Origin of the sequence: Paenibacillus plantarum, from assembly GCF_013141695.1 — a bacterium.
Lineage (GTDB): Bacteria > Bacillota > Bacilli > Paenibacillales > NBRC-103111 > Paenibacillus_E > Paenibacillus_E plantarum.
This window is the reverse complement of record NZ_WHNY01000072.1, coordinates 12143-33499: the sequence shown is the minus strand read 5'-3', so window position 1 is coordinate 33499 and position 21357 is coordinate 12143. Positions and strand designations below refer to the sequence as shown.

13 protein-coding genes and 1 riboswitch are annotated in these 21357 nt (G+C 44.7%); of the genes, 8 read left to right on the top strand and 5 right to left on the bottom strand.

From position 1 onward, the window contains the following. Positions 1 to 12: 12 nt before the first annotated feature. The 4 genes from GC096_RS26745 to GC096_RS26730 are packed head-to-tail and all read right to left on the bottom strand — an operon-like array spanning position 13 to position 5922. Positions 13 to 2493 (bottom strand): ATP-binding cassette domain-containing protein, encoded by a 2481-nt coding sequence (locus tag GC096_RS26745; protein WP_171634469.1) that lies wholly within the window; start codon positions 2491 to 2493, stop codon positions 13 to 15. Beyond that, positions 2466 to 3356 carry an energy-coupling factor transporter transmembrane component T gene (locus GC096_RS26740; RefSeq protein WP_171634467.1) on the bottom strand — a complete coding sequence of 297 codons (891 nt, stop codon included), beginning with the start codon at positions 3354 to 3356 and terminating at the stop codon, positions 2466 to 2468. The genes GC096_RS26745 and GC096_RS26740 overlap by 28 nt, the downstream gene beginning before the upstream one ends. After that, the gene (locus GC096_RS26735) at positions 3353 to 4279 is read right to left on the bottom strand and encodes a DUF4430 domain-containing protein (RefSeq protein WP_171634465.1); all 927 of its coding nucleotides are present in this window, start codon (positions 4277 to 4279) and stop codon (positions 3353 to 3355) included. Before GC096_RS26735 ends, GC096_RS26740 begins: the two co-directional genes overlap by 4 nt. Next, on the bottom strand, positions 4279 to 5922 hold the full coding sequence (locus GC096_RS26730; protein WP_171634464.1) for an S-layer homology domain-containing protein: 1644 nt from the start codon (positions 5920 to 5922) through the stop codon (positions 4279 to 4281). Before GC096_RS26730 ends, GC096_RS26735 begins: the two co-directional genes overlap by 1 nt. A 167-nt stretch (positions 5923 to 6089) precedes the next feature. After that, a riboswitch (cobalamin riboswitch) is annotated at positions 6090 to 6286 on the bottom strand. Between the two features lie 169 nt (positions 6287 to 6455). Between GC096_RS26730 and GC096_RS26725 the strand changes: the two genes are divergently transcribed. The 7 genes from GC096_RS26725 to GC096_RS26695 all read left to right on the top strand — a co-directional run bounded on the left by GC096_RS26725 (position 6456) and on the right by GC096_RS26695 (position 14791). After that, on the top strand, positions 6456 to 7367 hold the full coding sequence (locus tag GC096_RS26725; RefSeq protein ID WP_171634463.1) for a LysR family transcriptional regulator: 912 nt from the start codon (positions 6456 to 6458) through the stop codon (positions 7365 to 7367). Between the two features lie 104 nt (positions 7368 to 7471). Beyond that, positions 7472 to 9760: a 5-methyltetrahydropteroyltriglutamate--homocysteine S-methyltransferase gene (gene metE, locus GC096_RS26720; RefSeq protein ID WP_171634462.1), complete on the top strand. Its 2289-nt coding sequence runs from the start codon at positions 7472 to 7474 to the stop codon at positions 9758 to 9760. Positions 9761 to 9819: 59 nt separating this feature from the next. Continuing rightward, positions 9820 to 11067, top strand: coding sequence for a serine hydroxymethyltransferase (gene glyA, locus GC096_RS26715; RefSeq protein ID WP_171634460.1), 1248 nt, complete (start codon positions 9820 to 9822; stop codon positions 11065 to 11067). A 107-nt stretch (positions 11068 to 11174) separates the two neighbouring features. Continuing rightward, positions 11175 to 11705, top strand: coding sequence for an NUDIX domain-containing protein (locus GC096_RS26710; protein ID WP_171634458.1), 531 nt, complete (start codon positions 11175 to 11177; stop codon positions 11703 to 11705). 39 nt (positions 11706 to 11744) lie between these two features. Continuing rightward, complete coding sequence (locus GC096_RS38875) at positions 11745 to 12023, top strand: LysR family transcriptional regulator (protein ID WP_246302983.1); 279 nt, start codon at positions 11745 to 11747, stop codon at positions 12021 to 12023. Positions 12024 to 12532: 509 nt separating this feature from the next. Then, complete coding sequence (locus GC096_RS26700) at positions 12533 to 13687, top strand: Gfo/Idh/MocA family protein (RefSeq protein WP_171634457.1); 1155 nt, start codon at positions 12533 to 12535, stop codon at positions 13685 to 13687. 21 nt (positions 13688 to 13708) lie between these two features. Further along, on the top strand, positions 13709 to 14791 hold the full coding sequence (locus tag GC096_RS26695) for a Gfo/Idh/MocA family protein (RefSeq protein ID WP_171634455.1): 1083 nt from the start codon (positions 13709 to 13711) through the stop codon (positions 14789 to 14791). On the opposite strand, the gene GC096_RS26690 is transcribed toward GC096_RS26695, so the two are convergent. Next, positions 14775 to 15674: an AraC family transcriptional regulator gene (locus GC096_RS26690; RefSeq protein WP_171634454.1), complete on the bottom strand. Its 900-nt coding sequence runs from the start codon at positions 15672 to 15674 to the stop codon at positions 14775 to 14777. The two genes, GC096_RS26695 and GC096_RS26690, sit on opposite strands and share 17 nt — an antisense overlap. A 779-nt stretch (positions 15675 to 16453) precedes the next feature. Here GC096_RS26690 and GC096_RS26685 point away from each other — a divergent pair. Then, the gene (locus GC096_RS26685; protein WP_171634453.1) at positions 16454 to 21334 is read left to right on the top strand and encodes an immunoglobulin-like domain-containing protein; all 4881 of its coding nucleotides are present in this window, start codon (positions 16454 to 16456) and stop codon (positions 21332 to 21334) included. Positions 21335 to 21357: the final 23 nt, after the last annotated feature.

Sequence of the window (21357 nt, the reverse complement as noted above, 5' to 3'; positions counted from 1 at the left end):
GCTGTTTTTATTTCACGAAACTAACCCATACTTTTCTTTTATACGATCTAATTTTTCAAGCATAGGCCTTGCTAGGAAATACAGGAATATGACAGTTGCTATGGCATGAATCAAATCGAAGGGAACTCCTCGGATACATGCAAGTATAAGCGCGCCAATTGTGGGTTTGGACCCTGTCATCACGACGGAAGAGAAATTCATGATGATTCCATAAATGAGAAATGTTGCCGATCCTCCAAATAGACAAAGAGCAATTCTGTTTCTTCGTAAAATGCCTTTTTTGAACAGTGCTCCAGCAAGAAATCCAATGATCCCGAAAGCGAACATCTGCCAGGGTGTCCAAGGCCCTTGACCAAAAAAGTAATTCGATACAAAACCAGTGACTGCACCGACTAGAAAGCCGGTTTCAGCCCCTAATGCGATGCCGGAAAGAATAACAATCGCAACAACGGGTTTAAATTGAGGAACCATGAAGAATGCCATTCTGCCAGTTACGCCAATCGCACATAGCACGGATATGACCACAAGCTCTCTTGCCTGCGGTTTTCGCCCCTCGAAAATCATCATGAACGGCAGCAGGGTTTCCAAAATGATAAGCATGCTAATAAAGTAGTATTTTCTATCGTCCAGATAATAAATACCAAACCAAATGGTTAACGGTATTAATAAAAGAATCATGAGCATGGCAGTCAATGTGCGTTTGGAGAGACTTCTGTGTTCGACTGGTGTTTGCTCATTGGGGGCTGATACGGTTGAACTATTGCTATGTTTACGGAATGATGGAGGTATGTTCACCTTTGGTTTCGTGTCAACATTCTGCATTTCTTCCTTGCCATTAAAGGCCTTAATGATGTCATTGGTTGTAATGGCTTTTGGAATCAAATCTCTGGCCATTCGGCTTGCAGAAGTCGTATAAAAGCTATTTCCAGCAAAGAATTCCTGTGGATTGCCCTCGGATACGATCGCCCCGTCAAAGAACATCGCACACCTGTCAGCAAAGCTAGCGCAAAACTCGATATCATGACTGACCATAACAATGGTCGTTCCTTGTTGTTTTAAATTGGTTAAAATTTCGGCAAATATCAATTTATAATGTGCGTCTAGACCTTTCGTCGGCTCGTCCAACAGAAGAATGGAAGGCTGAAGAAGTAAGATCTTAGCAAGAGCGGCACGTTGTTGCTCCCCTCCAGACAAATCATAAGGATGACGGTCGAGAAGTTCTTGTAACATGCACAATTCCGAAACTTCATCAACACATTGTTGCCTATACGCCATGTCCAGCTTGCTGCCGGATAGCATTTCCAGAAGATCAGCTTTAACTGTTTTTTGTACAAAAAGCGCCTGTGGATTTTGAGGGAGAACGCCAAGGAGTCCATTGAATTTCTCACTGTCCGAATACTTGTCAATGGGCTTCCCATTCATCAGGACAGTTCCACGATAATGTTTGCGAAGTCCGGATATGAGAGAAAGGGTGGTTGTTTTACCCGTTCCATTACCACCAACAATCGCATAAATTTCACCTGGACATGCACGTAAGCTCAGGCCTTTGACCACATCAGGGGAATTTTTTTCATATTTAAACCATACTTCGTTTAGCTCAATCGCCGGTTCTGCCCTTCGCACTGGAATGTCAGCAGTTCGTATATCTTTCGTGAATGGTTGATTCTGAGCAAGTACATGCAAGAATTCTCTTCCCTCACGGACTGTAAGGGGGCAAGGGAGCTGGTTCTCAATTCTTGCATACACACGCATGGGAGATGGCATCGCATAAAACATGTCATGCTGCATATCCCGAAGTTGTTCGCCGACTTCCTTCGGTGTTCCAGATATGAGGATTTCACCATGATCCATCACAATTGCGCGATCTGACAGCGGCAGGACTTCTTCGAGTCGATGCTCGGATATGAGAATCGTGACCCCAAGTTCTCGATTGATTTTCCCAATGGCAGCTAGAAATTCTGCTGCAGCAATAGGATCGAGCTGACTGGTAGGTTCATCCAATATCAATATTTTCGGCTGCATGGTCATAATGGAAGCAAGATTCAGCAGCTGTTTCTGACCGCCTGATAGTTCGGTAACCGATTTATGAAACCATTCCTGTATGCCGAAAAAGCTTGCCATTTCCGCAACTCGTCGACGAATTTCTAGTGTACTGTATCCAAGACTTTCAAGTCCAAAAGCAAGCTCATGCCAGACCTTGTCTGTCACAATTTGATTGTCAGGAGATTGTAGCACATAGCCGATTTGAGCGACTTGTATACGTCTGTCTAGATGTTCAAGGGGCATCCCTTCAAATAAAATCTCGCCACTTCGTGCTCCGTGCGGTGTAAGATCTGTTTTCAAATGTCTTAAGAGGGTTGATTTGCCGCAACCTGATTTACCACAGATGGTAATAAATTCACCTTGTTTTATAGTCAAAGTGACGTCATGCAACGCATTCCCAGGGGATCCAGGATAGGAGAATGTTAGTTGTCGGATTGTAAAGACTTCCATTTGATATCCTCCGAAATATTAATAATAAGCGGTATTGCGCATAGGAATGCATAAGTCGTAAAGACACTGATACTGTAAATCGAAAGCCCTACACCTCGCATGGAAGGGAAGTATCGGAAATACATAGCCTTCGTAACAGCTCCTATCAGGAGATAACCTCCGCTTACAACTAGAGCGATTAGTGCAGTTTTGTCGCGGCTATCCCATGTAAATATTGAAAATGCGGTTCTTCCCTGTAATCCGTACCCTCGGCTTTTCATCGAATCAGCTGTTTCAATGGCATTCTCAAGCATCCAGGTCACCATGATAGATAGAATCCGAATACCTTGCTTGATTCTACGAATGAGACTACCCGTGGATACATCCCGCCCAATACATTTTTGTGCATTGGAAACGATGGTAAGTTGAGCCTTAAAGCGGGGTACAAAACGCAGTACCATCGAAAAAATGAGCGACAATGCTGGAATTATTCTCCCAAACAAATAAATAAATTTATCCGAGGTCATAACAGCGTTATAGCAAGAAAACCAACAGATAACGGAAATGAACATGGTTGCTGCTGCAAGGCCATAGGTAATAGATTCCAGGGTTAGCGGATTACCGTTATGCAAGTACGTTAATATCGTAACCCCTTCGTGATTAAAGGCAGGATTAATAAGCGCAGTTAGGATAAGAAAAGGAAGCATATAGACGAAGTTGAACTTGATTGCTTTCTTTCCGTTCAGATAGATGGAATAGGCAAAGGCCAAGCTAAGGGAAATAACTAGGCTTACTGGATGCATGAAAATCATGGAGAACAAGATGACGAATGTGAAATAAAAAAAGTTAATCAGGGGGTGGTAGCTTGAAAAGGAATCCCTCATTGCTTGCCACCGCCAGTTGAATTATATGTATCCCCAACGTCACGTCCTAAATCGCACGTGTATACCCACTCAATGACATCGCCCTGTTTCAGTTGATACCGACTAGCTCCATAATTAGGGAACCACCCGTTTACTTTATACATCCAACCGGATAGCTCTCCACAATCAAATTCATATAGATTATGGATACCTTCAATATAGGCTGAATTGTAAATAGGGGTATTCACAAATTCCATATGAATTTTATTCTTCTTCATCTCTCTTTGTAGGACGTTAAATACGGATTCTCCCTCATAGAAAGTAACCTGTTGTGATTTGAAAATAATGCCATCTTTCGGCACAAGCTCAACCTTTTCAGGATCAAGCAATTTCATATTGTTGAGAATCGTTAGGCAGCTAACCGAAAGCGTGACTGTCATTTGTTTGTCAGAAATTTTGGTGTTCTGTGGTTCGATAGGGAGTGGTTTCCCCTCAGGAACAGGATCGGTAAGGTACTGGTCTTTACCTGTCTTGGGGTCAAGCTCCATCGCTTTGGTTGGCGTAGGTTTGGTTCCATCAGGTGCAGTTGGCTTTGGCGTTTCCTTGTTCAACGGTGTAGCACCCTGAGTCGCAATAGGCATGGGTTTTTCCGTCACTGCCGAAACAGGTGGAGATTCTTGGTCTTTCTCCGACTTGGGGGTATTTTCCACAGTTGGAGTTGAAGACGGTTGAGATAGGGCAGGAGTGCTTGACGTCGTCACGGCTATATCAGAAGAATTAGTATCTTTCAGTTCTACAGTAGGTGGCGTTAGCTCGATAGCTTCAGATAATGAAGGTAAGGATGTCGTTGTCTGCTGCCGCGGCATTCCGCTACTGAAGAAAGCTGCCACCAAGACGATCAATATGATCGTCGCAGCAATTATTTTATTTTTCGTTAATCGCATTAGTTCGCCTCTTTAATAAGTTTAGCGGCAGAGAGTAAGCGGTAGAGCATCTCGGCTATTTCAGCTCGAGTTACAGCTGCTGTGGGCTCAATATTCAGCATATCTTGCGATAGAATACCTTCTCGATAGCTGAAAGCTAGCGCATCCCTCGACCACTCAGCCGTTTGTGTGTAATCTCCAAATTGAGCTAACATATCTCTCGTTTCCACTGTGTTCAAATTTGTATCCATGCCAGTGAGCTTAGCTGCATTGGCGATCATGACAGCAGCTTCCTGCCTTGTAATCGTATTGTTCGGTGTAAAAGTGGTCTCTGACGTTCCGCTTACGATGCCATAAGCATAAGCTGTGCCTACATAGTCCGCATACCAGGCTGTAGCAGGGACATCATGGAAGTTAGATTGCTTTTGCATAGGTAGGCCTAGACTTTTGGTGACAATGGTCGCAAATTCGGCACGCGTCATTGTTTGATTAGGTGCGAACGCAGTGTCAGTCATACCGTTAATAATTCCTCTAGATGCAAGGGATTCAATGGCTGCTTTGTTGGTATGGTTAGCGATATCAGAGAAAGTCTTATTCGCATCTGTAACAGGCATAACTTGTATATCCTTGTGTTTGTTGATTAAGCCGTTAGTGTTGTCAGGCGTTGCTGAGGTAGCTTGTTTGACATCGTTCATTCGATATAAGCTGCTCTTATTCGAGAGGATTCTTTGCACATTCACTAGCCCATAAAATGCCTGCTCTGTCGACATCCCCGTTACACCGCTGCCGTCAGAAGTGTGCTTAAATCCTTGTCCTTTTGAATAAAAGGATAGTAAATCATCAACAATGGTATGACCATTCTTAATAAAACGACTATCTTCAATCGTAATACCAAGCTCACATAGCGCCATCAGCACCTGCACGGTGCTCTCCGAAGTTTTCGCACCCCAACTTGCGTAGCCGCCATCGTTGTCCTGTAATTTGGAAAGACGGTCAATGGCCTTTTCCGTGGCTGTTTTTACTTTCGTATTATTTTGATATTTGGCTAGAGCCTGTAAGGCCATACCTGTAATATCAGGATCTGCCGACACGCCCGAAAGTGCAAATCCACCATCCTGTAGCTGATTCGATAAGATTGCATCTACATACATGTCTCGGGTAGCCTGCGTTTTGGCGGTTGGATTTACCGGGATTTTGTAATTGCCACTGTCGAGGGAAATTAATGCAAATATAGGACCGTTGATTCCTTGCCAGATCGTTTTATCGAAGTCCCCGAGCGGCGTAAGTAGATTATAGCCTGCAACATGAGTGGGATCTGCGCCAATTGCGGTTAAGGCCAAAATCAAACGCGAGTATTCGGTGTACTTTTTATCGTGAAGATTGCCTTTTAATTCTTTGACGTAGGTTTCAACGCCTTTGTAATAATCGTCGTAGTAGCTTTGAGGTACGTTATAGTTGGAACGAGCAAGTCCAATAATGGCCCATTCACCGCCGACAGAGCCGACTTCTGGTTTCTTTACCGTTTCAAGTAAAAACTGTGCTGTATCCTTTACAGCATCGTCCACAGCCATATTCGACATCGCAGATACGTGAACGATGCTTACGCTGCTTGCAAAAAGGAACAAAGTAATGAGTAATGTGAAGATTCTACTATACAGTTTCATGTTGTCCTCCTCAGTTAATAAAATGATAGGGAGCAGTCCATTGGACTGCTCCTTGAAATGGTCTGATGAGCATTAAAAAAAGCCCTTGATTTGAAAGAATCAAGGGCTGTGATGTCAGTATTAGTAGTAGACAACAAAAAAAGTACCCCCTCCATCGTCCGTAGAGTTTGTGAATACACATTAAGGCTGGTCTCCTGACTCATGCGTCAACGCTTCTCTAACCTTCCCGGTACAGGAATACCAGTGGCAATTCATAGAGTCGCTCTTCATTTACAGTGGCGGGACCGTGCTGGAGTTGCACCAGACTTCCCAATTAAGCATTACTTATCCCTAATAAGCATGCACCTTAACTATCAATTATTTAATTAGTCTAATCATATAGTCAGTTCTATTGTTTGTCTATGGAAGTTTAGTTCTTAGTGATGCGGCTCTTCATAGATGTATTCAAGATACGATGATTCAGACAATATGTGTTACAATATTCAAAATTAAGTAAGCTGCTGGTTCGGATTATAGTCGAAGGTGGAATGTCCATGACTTTACAACAATTAAAATACGTAATCGAGGTCGCGAACCGCGGATCTATTAATGAAGCTGCCAAAAGGCTGTTTATTTCCCAACCAAGCCTTTCAAATGCGATCCGGGAGTTGGAAGAAGAAATTCAGATCGCGATCTTCGAAAGATCAAATAAAGGGATATCACTTTCCAAGGAAGGTGTTGAATTTCTAAGTTATGCGCGGCAGGTCGTCGAGCAGGCAGAGTTATTGGAAAGCCGATACCTGAATGCGAAACCTTCATCGCAGCATTTTTCTGTTTCGACTCAGCATTATGCTTTTGCGGTAAATGCCTTCGTAAGTCTGGTTTCGGAATATGGTCAGGATGAATATGAGCTAGCACTACGTGAAACCAAAACGTATGAAATTATTGAAGATGTAAAGAACTTGCGGAGCGAGATTGGCATCTTATACTTGAACGAATTTAATGGAAAGGTTATAAACAAGCTGCTTAAAAGCGGGAATCTGCAATTCAACAGTTTATTTATCGCCAAACCGCATATTTTCATTAGTATTAAAAATCCCCTCGCGAAGCAATCCATCGTGACCATTGACCAGCTGCAAAACTATCCGTATTTGTCATTTGATCAAGGAGAGTACAATTCGTTTCATTTTGCCGAAGAAATTCTCAGTACGATGTCACATCAGAAAAGCATCCGAGTGAATGACCGGGCCACACTCTTTAATTTGTTGATTGGTTTAAACGGATATACCATATCGACCGGGGTGTTGAGCTCAGATTTGAATGGAAATGAGATTATTCCCGTACCTTTGGATTGTGACGAAATGATCAATGTCGGTTGGATTTCCCATAGTCATATTCCGCTATCTAAGCTCGGTGCAGCTTACGTAGAAGCACTCCAACAGGCAATTGTCCCCATGGCATTCTAATATAGCTTTTGGCTATATCTAGATATAGATAATTCCAGTTACGTTATAACTGTTTCTCTGTGATATCTTTGGTGTAACAAATGATTGCAGAGGAGTTTTGTCAAATGGTAAGAAGCAGCGTATTGGGATATCCGCGTATTGGTGCTGACAGAGAATGGAAGAAAGCACTTGAAGCTTTCTGGGCAGGCAAGCTGGAAGAATCAGAGTTTGAATTACAACTGCAGGAGATTCGTTTAAATCACTTGCGCAAGCAGAAGGAAAAAGGCATCGATCTTATTCCAGTTAACGATTTCAGCTACTATGATCATATCCTTGATACAGCAGCTATGTTTGGCATTATTCCGGAACGTTTTGCTTTCGAGGGTGGCGCAGTGCCCTTGTCCGTTTATTACGGAGTTGCACGGGGAACGAAGGATGCTACAGCAAGTGAAATGACGAAGTGGTTCAACACCAACTATCACTATATTGTGCCTGAACTGAACGGAGCTTCTCCTGTCATTACGGAGAACAAGCCTTTAACAGCTTACCGGGAAGCGAAGGAAAAGCTCGGAATCGAAGGAAAGCCAGTCATCGTTGGTCCTTTAACTTTCTTGAAGCTATCCAAAGGTTACAGTCAATCAGAAACTGACGCTTGGTTGAGCCGATTGATCCCGCTTTATGTACAGATCCTTCAGGAGCTTGCAGCAGAAGGCGTTCAATGGGTACAAATCGATGAGCCGATTCTCGTAACGAAGTTAAGCGATGCAGATGTTGAGAGACTTAAAAACATATATGAAACTTTCGCAGCAGCTGTACCAAACCTAAACATTTTGTTGCAAACTTATTTTGAATCCGTAGATCGCTATGCTGACATCATCTCGTTGCCGGTCAAAGGATTTGGTCTGGATTTCGTTCATGGGCTAAACGGTAATTTGCAATCGATTAAAACGTTTGGTTTTCCTGCGGACAAAGTATTGGGCGCTGGCGTAATTGACGGCCGCGGTATCTGGAAAGCATCGATTCGGGAGAAGCTCGAACTGGTGGAAGAGCTCACTAAGCACGTTGCAACGGAGAATCTTGTTATTCAATCGTCAAGCAGCTTACTCCATGTTCCAGTAACGACTGAAAGAGAGACGAAGCTTTCTTCTGAGCTGAAGAATGCGCTAGCCTATGCAGAAGAAAAGCTGGATGAGGTTGTTCTTATCACGAAAGCAATCGCTTCGGGCAAAGCTGGCGTACTTGAAGAAATCGAACAAAGTGATCGCGCTATCCAAGCACTTCAACAATCGGATGAGCGTAACCGCAGCGATATTCAGCAGTCCGTAGCTGCTCTAAGTGTTCAGCAACCTGAACGTTCCCGTCCTTTTGCTGAGCGTCATGTTGCACAACAAGCGAAATGGCAATTGCCTATTTTCCCTACAACGACTATCGGTAGCTTCCCGCAGTCTGCAGAAGTTCGTAAAGCGCGTCAATTATGGCGTAAAGGCGAGTGGAATAATGAGCAATATGCTGCATTTATCCGCCAGCAAATCGATATCTGGATCAAGCTTCAAGAGGAAATCGAATTGGACGTTCTGGTGCATGGTGAATTTGAACGTACCGATATGGTCGAGTTCTTCGGTGAAAAACTTGCAGGTTTTGCATTTACGCAAAACGGGTGGGTGCAATCATACGGTTCCCGTTGTGTGAAACCTCCGGTTATTTTCGGGGATGTAGCGTTCACTGGTGAAATGACTGTCGAAGAAACGAAGTATGCACAGTCACGCACAAGCCGTCCTGTTAAAGGCATGCTGACTGGACCGATCACGATTATGAACTGGTCGTTTGTCCGTGATGATATTCCTCGTGAACATATCGCCTACCAACTTGCTTATGCGCTTAGACAAGAAGTAGAGGCACTTGAGAGTGCTGGTATTGGCATGATTCAAGTTGACGAGCCTGCTGTTCGTGAAGGTTTGCCGCTGAAGGAAGAGGAACAAGCCGGTTACCTGGCATGGGCAGTGAAAGCGTTCCGCATCGCGACATGCACCGTACAAGACACAACACAAATTCATACGCATATGTGCTATTGCGAATTTCATGACATGATTGATTCGATTGAGGCGATGGATGCCGATGTCATTTCAATCGAAACATCACGTAGCCATGGTGAATTAATTCATAGCTTCGAATTGAATACCTACAAGCTAGGTATTGGATTAGGCGTATACGATATTCACAGTCCACGTGTTCCAAGTGTAGAGGAAATGACAGCTATGATCGAACGTGCCCTGCGTGTATTGGATCCTAAGCTATTCTGGATTAATCCGGATTGCGGTCTGAAAACGCGCGGACTCGAAGAGACGGTTGCTTCCTTACGCAACATGGTAGATGCGACGAAAATTGCTCGTGATAAGCATGCTGCGCTCATCTAGATCGTTTGAAACGTTTTGGAACGAAAGACCAACAAATCGATTCTAAGGAGTTAGCAAAAGTGGAGCAATTACGTAATCAAGACCCAAAAATTGTTGAAGCGATGAATCTGGAGCTTAGCCGTCAACGCGACAAAATCGAGCTGATCGCTTCTGAAAACTTCGTAAGTGAAGCTGTGTTGCAAGCGATGGGAACGGTTTTGACGAATAAATATGCGGAAGGCTACCCAGGTAAACGTTACTACGGTGGTTGCGAGCATGTCGATATCGTTGAGGACATTGCGCGTGATCGTGCCAAAGAGTTATTTGGTGCTGAGCACGTTAACGTACAGCCGCATTCCGGCGCACAAGCGAATATGGCGGTTTACTTGGCTGCGCTTCAGCCTGGGGACACGGTTCTTGGGATGAACCTTGCGCATGGCGGTCACTTGACGCACGGCAGCCCTGTTAATGCATCCGGTATCTTATATAACTTTATTCCTTACGGCGTTAGCGAAAGCGATTCGCATATTGATTACAACGAGGTTCGTAAACTGGCATTCAAGCATAAGCCACGCATGCTCGTGGCTGGTGCCAGCGCATATCCGCGCACGATCGATTTTGAAGCTTTGGCATCTATCGCGAATGATGTGGGCGCGTTGTTCTTCGTGGACATGGCACATATCGCCGGACTTGTTGCGGCAGGCTTACATCCGAGCCCAGTTCCACACGCGCATTTTGTTACGACGACTACGCACAAAACACTTCGCGGTCCCCGCGGCGGCATGATCCTGTGCCGCAAGCCTTGGGCGGCAGCGATTGATAAAGCGGTGTTCCCTGGTACGCAAGGCGGTCCATTGATGCATATCATTGCTGCGAAAGCCGTTGCATTCGGCGAAGCACTCGAGCCAGCTTTTAAAACGTATGCTCAAAATGTGGTTACAAATGCCAAAACGTTGTCCGAAGAGCTTCTGGCAGAAGGTGTTGATCTTGTTTCCGGAGGTACGGATAATCATTTGATGCTTATCGACCTTCGCAGCCTGAATATTAGCGGTAAGGAAGCCGAACACTTGTTGGATGAAGTAGGTGTAACGGTTAACAAAAACGCGATTCCTTTTGATCCTGCTAAACCGATGATTACAAGTGGGGTTCGTATCGGTACTCCTTCTGTTACTGCCCGTGGCATGGATCAAGCAGCGATGAAAACTATTGCTAAAATCGTTGCTTTGACTTTGAAAAATCCAACGGACGCTGCTGTACACGAACAAGTACGTGGTATGGTAAAAGATTTAACTGCGCAATTCCCGCTTTATCCGGGCTTGAGCTACTAAATTCAATGCTTTCGTTGGGAAAAGTATTTGATCTTTGGATCAAATACTTTTTTTATTTCCCTCATAATGTTGACTTATCGGAATGAGCGGATTGAGAAGACGATCACATGAGTAAGGGATTGGTGATTATTGTGAATCATGAGTTTCCGGGTGCTTTGCCAAATCAAAAAATAATATTATCAAAGGACTGCTTAATTGAAGAAGCTAACTGTGTCCTGATTTTCGCTTTCTATCAAGGGAAGTTAGTTCTTGTTAGACATCATTCTCGCGGCTGGGAATTACCTGGAGGAACTAGGGAGAAAGGCGAGTCTATTATACAAACTGCGTTAAGGGAGATGTATGAAGAAACTGGGGGAGAAATCGCTTCAATTGAACCGATTGGTCAATATTTGATTTTTGAAAAGGATCATCTCGTATATGTGAAAAATATATATATTTCAAAAGCAAGTATTCTGAGGGAGTTGCCGGTTGGATTTGAAACGAACGGTGTCATGCTGTTAGATACAATTCCGGAGCAGTTTGAGATCATGAATGACCCAACATTCAGTTCTTTGATGAAAGACAATGTTTATTTAATTGTTTCCGAATGGATAAAGGATCATCGCTTATATAAAACACGGATTGACACAATGTATTGATAATGATAATCTTTATCAGTACATGAAAGGTTTATTATAATGGGAGTGATCTGTCTGAAACTATTGGATAAAATAGAAACCTTTATTACATTGGCAGAATGTCGTTCTTTTACGGAGACGGCTAAACGTTTATACTGCTCTCAACCGACAATTACAACGCATATTCAACAGCTTGAGGAACAGTTTCAGTCGATTCTTTTTCTTCGTACAGGTAAGAAAGTGCAATTGACGAAGCAAGGCGAAGTATTGCTCGAATACGCGAAGCAAATGACGAATCTAGTACAAGAAGCAGCGATAAAAGTGAAAAGCGCGGATTAACAATTCCGTTTTGTCTGTATATGTAAGTAATTAGTTTGGCAGCTTGTTGGAGGGGAAAGCGAATTTTGCGTTAATGCCGATCTATCACGAAGATGAGTATATACGTCAGGTTTGTGATATCACGGTATTATTCGAAGAGCAATTCCGCCTCAGAAAATTGAGATGTTCGGATGTGAATGTCGTAATTTTCCTATGCGTCAGTTGAATAGATGGATTTTCTGTTGTTAAATCTTTGAATTTTCCGATCAAATGCAGAATAGATGGAGAACCTCCAGTTAAATTGAGCATTCGAGGAAATTCCTCGGAAATAGCTGTATATTTTCCAGTTAATCAAATTTGTGGTGTACGTACCCCTCCAAACCTCCCAAATCACTCGAAATTAGGGCTTTAGTCCACATGATCCAGCACCACCAACCGCAAAGTAACGGTATTTTTGCACAAGATAGCGTCACAATTGTAACCGCATTCTTGATATGCTAGGAGCAACAAATGTCAGGGAGATGAAATAGATGCTGAAGGTAGCAATTATCGGTGCTGGCGCGATAGCGAAGGCGCATATTGAAGCTTATTTACAGTTTCCAGAGCGGTGTACAATTGTCGCGATTAGCGATATTTATGAGGATAAAGCGCAGGAGCGCATTGATCAATTTGGGCTGGATGAAGCGAGAGCGGTAAAAGACTACAAAGAGCTGTTGCTGGAGGACATTGATCTTGTGTCCATCTGTACCCCCCCTTATACGCATGCTTCGCTTACGGTTGAGTTTCTAGAAGCAGGCTCACATGTGATGGTGGAAAAGCCAATGGCTTCCTCGCTCGAGGAATGCGACTTGATGAATGCGGCTGCCAAGCGCACGGGTAAGCTTCTATCCGTTGTGGCACAGAACCGCTTCAAGACGCCAATGATGAAAATGAAATCCGTCCTGGAAAGCGGCCTTATGGGCAAAGTCGTCCACGTCCAAGTGGATTCCTTCTGGTGGCGCGGTCATTGCTATTATGATCTCTGGTGGCGTGGCACGTGGGAGAAGGAAGGCGGAGGCCCGACGCTGAACCACGCGGTGCATCATATCGATGCCTTGCTTTGGATGATGGGCAGTCCGACGGAAGTACAAGCATTCATGAGCAACGTGTCGCACGATAACGCCGAGGTTGAGGATCTCTCGATTGGCATGCTTCGCTTCGCGAACGGATCTTTAGGTCAAATCACGAGCTCGGTCGTTCATCACGGTGAGGAGCAGCAGTTGATTTTCCAAGGTGCGAAAGCACGTGTGTCTGCGCCATGGAAAGTGAAAGCGTCGAACTCGACGTCGAATGGCTTTCCAGAGCCGAACACGGAGCTGGAGGAGGAGCTGCAAGCTTTTTACGATGCGCTGCCAGAAGTGGTCTATGAAGGGCATGTCGGCCAAATTGACAATGTATTAACCGCGATTGAAACGGGTGCACCCGTGCTGATTGATGGAATTAGCGGTCGTCAAACGTTGGAGCTTATTACGGGGATTTACAAATCAGCGAGTACAGGCGAGCTAGTGAAATTCCCGCTTGATGCGCAAGACGTGTTCTATACGAGAAGCGGTGTGATGGCGAAGGCGACTCATTTTTACGAGAAGAACACGTCGATCGAAAATTTCGCGCAACAGACGATTACAACGGGAAGTACGTTTAAATAACCTCAGAGGAGACTGACGATAATGCAAAAAAGCGACGGCATGAATTACGCACCACAAGGAAGTTTTAACACGGTTTGTCAGCCAGGGGAGTTTATTTTTGCAGCAGCGGCGCTAGATCATGGGCATATTTACGGGATGTGCAATGGTTTGCGGGAAGCAGGCGGGGAATTGAAATGGGTATACGACCCGGATCCGGCCAAAGTAGATAAATTCCTGAGCACCTACCCAGGTGTGCGTGCGGCAAGCTCGTTGGAGGAGATTCTAGGCGATGCCGAGGTAAAGCTTGTGGCAGCTGCGGCGATTCCTTGCGATCGTGGTCCGCTCGGACTGCGCGTGATGGATAGTGGGAAAGATTATTTCACGGATAAAGCACCGTTTACGACGCTTGAGCAGCTCGAAGCAGCTCGTGCCAAGGTGGAGGAAACAGGACAGAAATATGCCGTCTATTACAGCGAACGTCTACACGTAGAAAGCGCAATTTATGCTGGCCAATTAATCGAACAAGGCGCGATTGGTCGCGTTCATCAAGTCATTGGATTAGGGCCGCATCGCATTAGTTTGTCGAGCAGACCGGATTGGTTTTTTGAGAAGGAGAAATTCGGCGGGATTCTGTGCGATATCGGGAGCCATCAGATTGAGCAGTTTCTGTATTTTACAGGGGCAAAAGATGCGAAGGTTGTTCACAGTAAAGTAGCGAACTATAACTATCCGCAGTATCCGAATTTTGAGGATTTCGGGGATGCTACGTTGGTTGGGGACAATGGGGCAACGGGGTATTTCCGAGTAGATTGGATGACGCCGGACGGTTTAAGTACATGGGGCGATGGCCGCATGACAATTCTGGGCAGCGATGGGTACATTGAGCTTCGCAAATATGTGGATATCGCGAGAGAACAGTCGAGTAATCATGTGTACCTCGTGAACAAGGATGGGGAGCAGCATTTTGCCGTCAGTGGCCAAGTCGGTTACCCTTACTTTGGTCAACTGATCTTGGATTGCTTGAACCGTACGGAAGTCGCGATGACGCAGGAGCATACCTTTAAAGCAGCAGAGCTGTGCCTTATCGCACAGCGCGATGCGATGATCATTACGACTGCCGAGTAAAAGTTGCCTCGTGATGCTTCTGTAGTTGCTTGCGATATTGGTGAGGCGTAATGCCGATGTGGCTTTTGAACATTTTGCAAAAATAAGAGCAATTCGTCACACCAATCGCCTCGCCAATGCGAGCGACCGCCTGATCTGTTGACGTAAGCAGCTTCACAGCTTGCTGCAACCGCCGAGCGGTCACGTAGTCGGAAATGCTGGTACCCGTGCACTCAGTAAACAGATGAGACAAGTGGAAGGGGGACAGGTGTAGATCAGCTGACATCATCTCCAATCGAAGCGGCTCAGTGTAATGTTCCTCCAGCCAACTGAGGATGCGCTCGGCTTGATGGGATTTGCGTGTAGGGCCGGAATGAATCTGGCCATCGCGCTGCTCCCACAGCGGCATGAAGCTGCGGAAAAAAGCGACGAGAAAGAGGGAGTACTCCTCTAGCTCATCTTGCTTGCTCAGTTTCGGCAGTTTCTCCGCAAGGCTTTGAAATAGCAGATGAAACTGCTTCTCCTCACCTAAGTCGTAAAGGCAAGGAACATGCAGCGTGCTGGTATGCATATGTTTGAAAAAAGCCAACAATCGCGGCCAAGGCTCGAAGTAGGGCTCGTATAGGGAAGGTTCAAAATGAACAATAGACCGCACGAATGGCGTCTCCGGATCCATTTGAATATGGTGCAGCTGATAAGGTTGAAACACACATACCATATTAGGTATGATTTCATAACTCTTCTGATCAACAATGAGTGTGCCACGACCCTCGTGAATGATCAAGACTTCAATACCTTGGTGGGCGTGAAACGTACCCTGATACTGTTCGGTTCCTATGGTACTTCTCTGATAGGCAAAATAAAGCTGGATTTTATGCAATCGGATATTTTGATCATAGGACATCAGGGTCACACCTCTCCAACGGGTAGAATTGTAGGCGCTTGATACAGCCAAAGTATACAGGAATGACGCCGTAATCGGCAAGGTTCTTGGGACTAAGATACTCGCTGGAGTGTGGCCCAGAGAAAGAAACGGAACGACGTTCCGTTTCTTTGTCGTGGTATGGAAATGCCGCGTTTCAGGCGGGAGTATGGGGGACTGAGCACCTCGCGCTCCAACCCCCTCATAATAAACAAATTAGCGCACTCAGGTTCTCTGTATCCGGTTGAATTCCCAGTTAATACACTAGTTTCACAGAGATATTGAGTGAAGAACGACACATCTATTGTGTTGGAGGTTTGATGCTCGTTGGCGTTCAGTGGAGAGTGAGCTGCTGGAGCGAGTCGTTAATGGTGTTAAATAACCAGAGAGGGAATGAGGATCCGCTATTTCGGGATTTGAGAGCCCTTTGGCTACGAAAGGGAACGATGGTGCGCTATTCTGCTACTTTGGGAGGAAATACCGCGTGTAGAGCGGGAATAGTGAACTGACGTTCCTCTTCGTGCTCCAAACCCTTTGTATAGACAAATTAGCACACTCAGGTTCCCACTATCCAGTTTAAGAGTGTTGCTCATTCGTGAAGCTGTATGTTCATTTCAGACGTAATTTAGACATGTTTATCCCCCAAATGGGGGATTTTTTTGTCGAAATTTTAGGAATATAGTTATTTTGGTGCGAATTTTGTTGAGGAAATCATGTACATCTCAGTAAGAAGCTATTTTAAAATTAAAGGGGGAAATTTGATGAAGAATACATTAGTTCAAAAGTTGCTATCCATAATAGTCACAGCATGCCTAATATTCTCAGCGACTGGCGTCGCATTCGGAGCGACTGCAGTCGGAACTTCGGATATTCAGGGTCATTGGGCAGCAAATAACATTTCTGCATGGATCGATAAAGGTTTCATTAAAGGGTATGATGACGGCAATTTTAAGCCGGATAACCAAATTACAAGAGCTGAATTCATAGCATTGATCAATCGTTCATTTGGATATACAGAAACGACGGATATCGCATTCCGCGATGTACCGGCAGATCATTGGGCACATGCCGAAGTAGCCAAAGCGACTAAAGCCGGCTATATCAGTGGCTATGCAGACGGAACGGTTGGTATCAATAAGCCAATTAGTCGCCAAGAGGTAGCAGTAATCGTAAGCCGATTACTGAAGTTAGACGCGACAGCTCCTGCAGCTGCCTTTCTAGATGCTGGACAAATCGCTAGCTGGAGTAAAAACGCAGTGGATGAAGTCGTCGCTTCGCAGATCATGAATGGATATGAAGCTGATCATACTTTTAAACCAGACGCTCCTATTACTCGCGCAGAGGCGGTTGTTACCTTAGATCGAGCAAAAGCTGCACAAACGGTGTCTTATCAAGCAGCTGGAACTTACGGTCCGGAGACGGGCGTAGAAACGATCAATAAAAATGTAGTCGTGAATGTAGCTGGTGTCACGCTTCGGAATATGGTCATTCATGGTGACTTATTATTGGCAGAAGGCATTGGCAATGGCGATGCATTCCTAGATAATGTTAAAGTTACTGGCAAAGTAACCGTTCAAGGCGGTGGCGAGAACAGTATTCATTTTGATAACTCGGTACTTGTAGACATTATTATTGATAAGAAGTCTGGGACGGGTACAGTTCGTATCGTCTCTGAAGGAACAACAACAATTGCTTTAGTAAGTGTCAATTCACCAGCAATTCTGAAAGAAACGAATGCAACAGGTAGCGGATTTGGCAATGTCAACATTAACTCATCACTTCCAGCTGGCTCAAAGGTCACTTTATCTGGTTCCTTTAATACGGTAAATGTGAGCTCACAGCAATTGCAAATTGATATGCCCGAAGGTTCTATTCAGAAAATGAATGCAAAATCAACATCAACGGGTATGCAACTTAACCTTAGTGAGGGTGCTAAAATCAATGATCTTGTCCTAGATGCAATTATTAAAATGTTAGGTAAAGGTACGATTGTTTTGGCAACATTGAATATAGGTGGTTCTACTTTTGAGACACCTCCGACCAAAACGGATACATCCACACCAGCCCCAACATCTACACCAGCCCCAACATCAACACCAGAACCAGCATCCACACCAGCCCCAACGTCAACACCAGGGCCAACACCAACTCCAGGGCCTGATGCTGATGAAGCCATCACATCTGCCAAGGCGTTGCTTACAGCAGATACAATCCGCAATACAAACATAGACCTAACTGCGGTAATAGCAGACTTAACCTTAGATACATCAGGAGCAAACGGTACAACGATTGCCTGGAGTTCCGATAACACGGCGGTGCTTACCAATACAGGCGCTGTTACGCGCCCTGCTTTTACAGATGCAGATGCCATTGTTCATTTAACGGCAACATTGACCAAATCCGGCGGAACCGCGCAAACGAAACTGTTTGAAATCACGGTATTGAAGCAAGAACAGGCGGCAGATGACGCTATTGCATCAGCCAAGGCACAGCTTACAGCAGATACAATTCGGAACATAAACACAACGTTAACTATGGTAATAGCAGACTTAACCTTAGATACATCAGGAGCAAATGGTACAACGATTGCCTGGAGTTCCGATAACACGGCGGTGCTTACCAATACAGGCGCTGTTACGCGTCCTGCATTTTCAGATGTAGATGCTGTGGTTCATTTGACGGCGACGATCAGCAAATCCGGTGGAACCGCTCAAACGAAAGTATTTGAAATCACAGTAACGAAGCAAGAGCAGTCAGCAGATGAAGCTATTTCATCAGCTCTGACGCTGCTTACAGCAGATACAATTCGTCATTCCAACACATCGTTAACTATGGTAATAACAGACTTAACCTTAGCTACATCGGGAGCAAATGGTACTACGATTGCCTGGAGCTCAGATAACACGGGAGTCCTTTCCAATACTGGCGTTGTAACGCGCCCTGTTTTTACAGATGGTAACAGTGTGATTCATTTGACCGCGACCATCACCAAGTCCGGCGGTACTCCGCAGACCAAAGAGTTTGCACTAACTGTACTAAAGGATACGACAGAGAAAGATGGACGATTACTTGCGTTACATTTAAGCGATGTAACCTTTATCGAAGCCTTTTCGCCAGATATTACACAGTATAAGGCAACTGTACCGTTTAACGTAACAAGCACAACAATTACAGCCACACCAATGAACCCTGGTGCGTCTATCCATTTGAACTATGACAATGACACGAAGCAGTTACTAGTAGGATCCAATGAAGTACAAGTCTACGTGCATTATGCAGATAGATCTTATTATGATATTTACTCTGTTCAAGTTAATAGGCTAGCTGCTGATGTAGTGGCACAAGCGGCGGCTATTGCAACGATTGAAGCTTATCATGGGGAAGATATTAATTTGGTTGAGGTTTTAAATACGGCAACCGGTAGAGATACTGCTATTAATGCCAATTCAGCTTTTTATCGTAATGCTATTCTCGCAGCGGCGACAGGTGAACTAGATACAGCCGAGAAGATTGAGTCTATGATTGAAGATGTAAATTATGAGAATGAAGTGCCGCCAACTGATAAAACAGATTTAATTGCAGCTATTGCTGGGGCAACTACATTGCTTAGTAATCATTCAATTGGCAGTCAAGTAGGGGAAGTTTCGCAAGAAGCTCACAATGCCTATAATCTTGCTATCACAGCAGCATCAGCCATACAAGCAGCAACCAACGCAACACAGGAAGATGTAGATAACGCCATTTCAGCACTAGCCTTAGCAACCAGTGCCTATCAAAGTGCGATTATTGTTCCTATTCCTACGATAACACTAGATGGCAGTCTATCTAATTACATGCCGATGATCACGATTGCAAATGTAGTGGTGGGTAATCAAATCACTGTCTACGATACAGATGGCACGACTGTGATTGGCTCCGGTCAGGCTGCACAAGCGACGCTTACGCTTGCAATTGATCCATTAACAGCGGGTACACACACGATAAAAGTAAAATCCGCAAATCAATCAGGCTTGTCTAGCGTCTACTCGGCGGGAGTGAGCTATCTCGTCCAAGCCATTGCCATTTTGCCAACAAATCGAATTTCGGAAAGCCAAGCACATATCGCCACGCTAGCGACAAATGGTCAAGTCTATACGTGGGGCGGTAACTATGGTGGGCAAATTGGAGACGGTACGACGAAACCTCGAACGCAAATATTTGCAGTGCCAAACCTGCCTGCTAACATCATTGGCGTACAAGCGGGTGAAGGGTACACGGCGGTCGTAACAGCTGACGGCCATATTTGGAAATGGGGCTACTATGATTTAACTAGTCCTAAAATAATTGCTGGCATTGACCATGTCGTTTCTATTTCTGCAGAAGGAACCAATATTTTTGCTTTGAAAAGTGATGGTACTGTGTGGAAATTTCCTGCATATGGAACTCCCGCTCAAGTTCCGGGCTTAGATCATGTAATTGCTGTTCGAGGTGAATGGTCTGACGTAGGAATTGCCTTAAAAGCGGATGGAACTGTCTGGGCTTGGGGAACTAACGATAATGGACAACTTGGTGATGGGACTAGGGTAGATAAACCTGTGCCAGTTCAAGTTGAAGGACTACCTTTTATCGTTGATATCAAAAATGGGAACCAACATACCGTGGCGTTAAGTGTAACGGGCGCTGTTTATACGTGGGGGTTCAATACGATGGGGCAAATTGGGAATGGAACCGATCAAAACAACCAATTAGTGCCTTATGAGGTGACAAGCTTATCTAACATTACGCAAATTGGGGCTGGGAATTACTACTCTTTTGCCATAGATGGCCAAGGAAGAATGTATGCTTGGGGTTACAATGGAAATTCAGCTTTAGGTGTAAATGCGGATGGTGGTAACCGAAATACACCTACCTTAATGACAACTAGCTTAAACAATGTGATCGCGATAACAGGTGGAGAAGGAAGCACAGGTGTTGCGTTACAGTCCAATGGTGATGTTTGGACATGGGGATCATCTTCGGATGGCCGTCTCGGAAGTGGGGAAGTCTCCGGTCGTAATACACCAGGCAAGGTTTCTAACTTTAATCTATTCAATGACCCAACAACACCATTAGCAGTAGTGGTTTCTGGTGTTATTGAGGGAGCCTCCTATAGAGATGCTGGGGCAATAAATCCTACTTGGGTAGATGCGCCGAACACATTCAGCACAGCAACCTTAAATACGAATGGACAAGGTGAAATCGCCTATACGAAGGGAACTTCAATCATGGCAGAAGGCAGCTATACGTTGAAGATAACCACAACATTGATTACTAATCCTAGTTTACATGTAGTTCAGTATCTGCATTTTGGTATCGATAGAACGGCTCCAACTGTTTCAATCGTTGGACCTAATAGCATCGTTCTATCTAATTTTATTCAAGTCATGGCATCAAGCGATGAGGTTGCTGAATTGTATATGGTATTAAAATCACAAACCATAACGGATCTGAACAGTATTAAGACAGCCGCTGGAAGCAAAGTAGGAGCTGTATCTGCAGCGAATAGAACTGGCTATCTTTACATGTCTAATGGCTCTGCAGGCACCTATGTGCTGTACGCAGTGGATGCAGCAGGAAACATTTCTGCACCATCAGCAGATATTCAGATCGTGAATCCAGCGTAGCACAAGTAACACGAGCTTGTTGC

Coding starts and splice junctions, on each gene's coding strand:
- GC096_RS26745 (WP_171634469.1), bottom strand. CDS start 2,493: ATGGAAGTCTTTACAATCCGACAACTAACATTCTCCTATCCTGGATCC.
- GC096_RS26735 (WP_171634465.1), bottom strand. CDS start 4,279: ATGCGATTAACGAAAAATAAAATAATTGCTGCGACGATCATATTGATC.
- metE (WP_171634462.1), top strand. CDS start 7,472: ATGGTAAGAAGCAGCGTATTGGGATATCCGCGTATTGGTGCTGACAGA.
- GC096_RS26740 (WP_171634467.1), bottom strand. CDS start 3,356: ATGAGGGATTCCTTTTCAAGCTACCACCCCCTGATTAACTTTTTTTAT.
- GC096_RS26730 (WP_171634464.1), bottom strand. CDS start 5,922: ATGAAACTGTATAGTAGAATCTTCACATTACTCATTACTTTGTTCCTT.
- GC096_RS26685 (WP_171634453.1), top strand. CDS start 16,454: ATGAAGAATACATTAGTTCAAAAGTTGCTATCCATAATAGTCACAGCA.
- GC096_RS38875 (WP_246302983.1), top strand. CDS start 11,745: ATGGGAGTGATCTGTCTGAAACTATTGGATAAAATAGAAACCTTTATT.
- GC096_RS26710 (WP_171634458.1), top strand. CDS start 11,175: ATGAGTAAGGGATTGGTGATTATTGTGAATCATGAGTTTCCGGGTGCT.
- GC096_RS26700 (WP_171634457.1), top strand. CDS start 12,533: ATGCTGAAGGTAGCAATTATCGGTGCTGGCGCGATAGCGAAGGCGCAT.
- GC096_RS26695 (WP_171634455.1), top strand. CDS start 13,709: ATGCAAAAAAGCGACGGCATGAATTACGCACCACAAGGAAGTTTTAAC.
- GC096_RS26690 (WP_171634454.1), bottom strand. CDS start 15,674: ATGTCCTATGATCAAAATATCCGATTGCATAAAATCCAGCTTTATTTT.
- GC096_RS26725 (WP_171634463.1), top strand. CDS start 6,456: ATGACTTTACAACAATTAAAATACGTAATCGAGGTCGCGAACCGCGGA.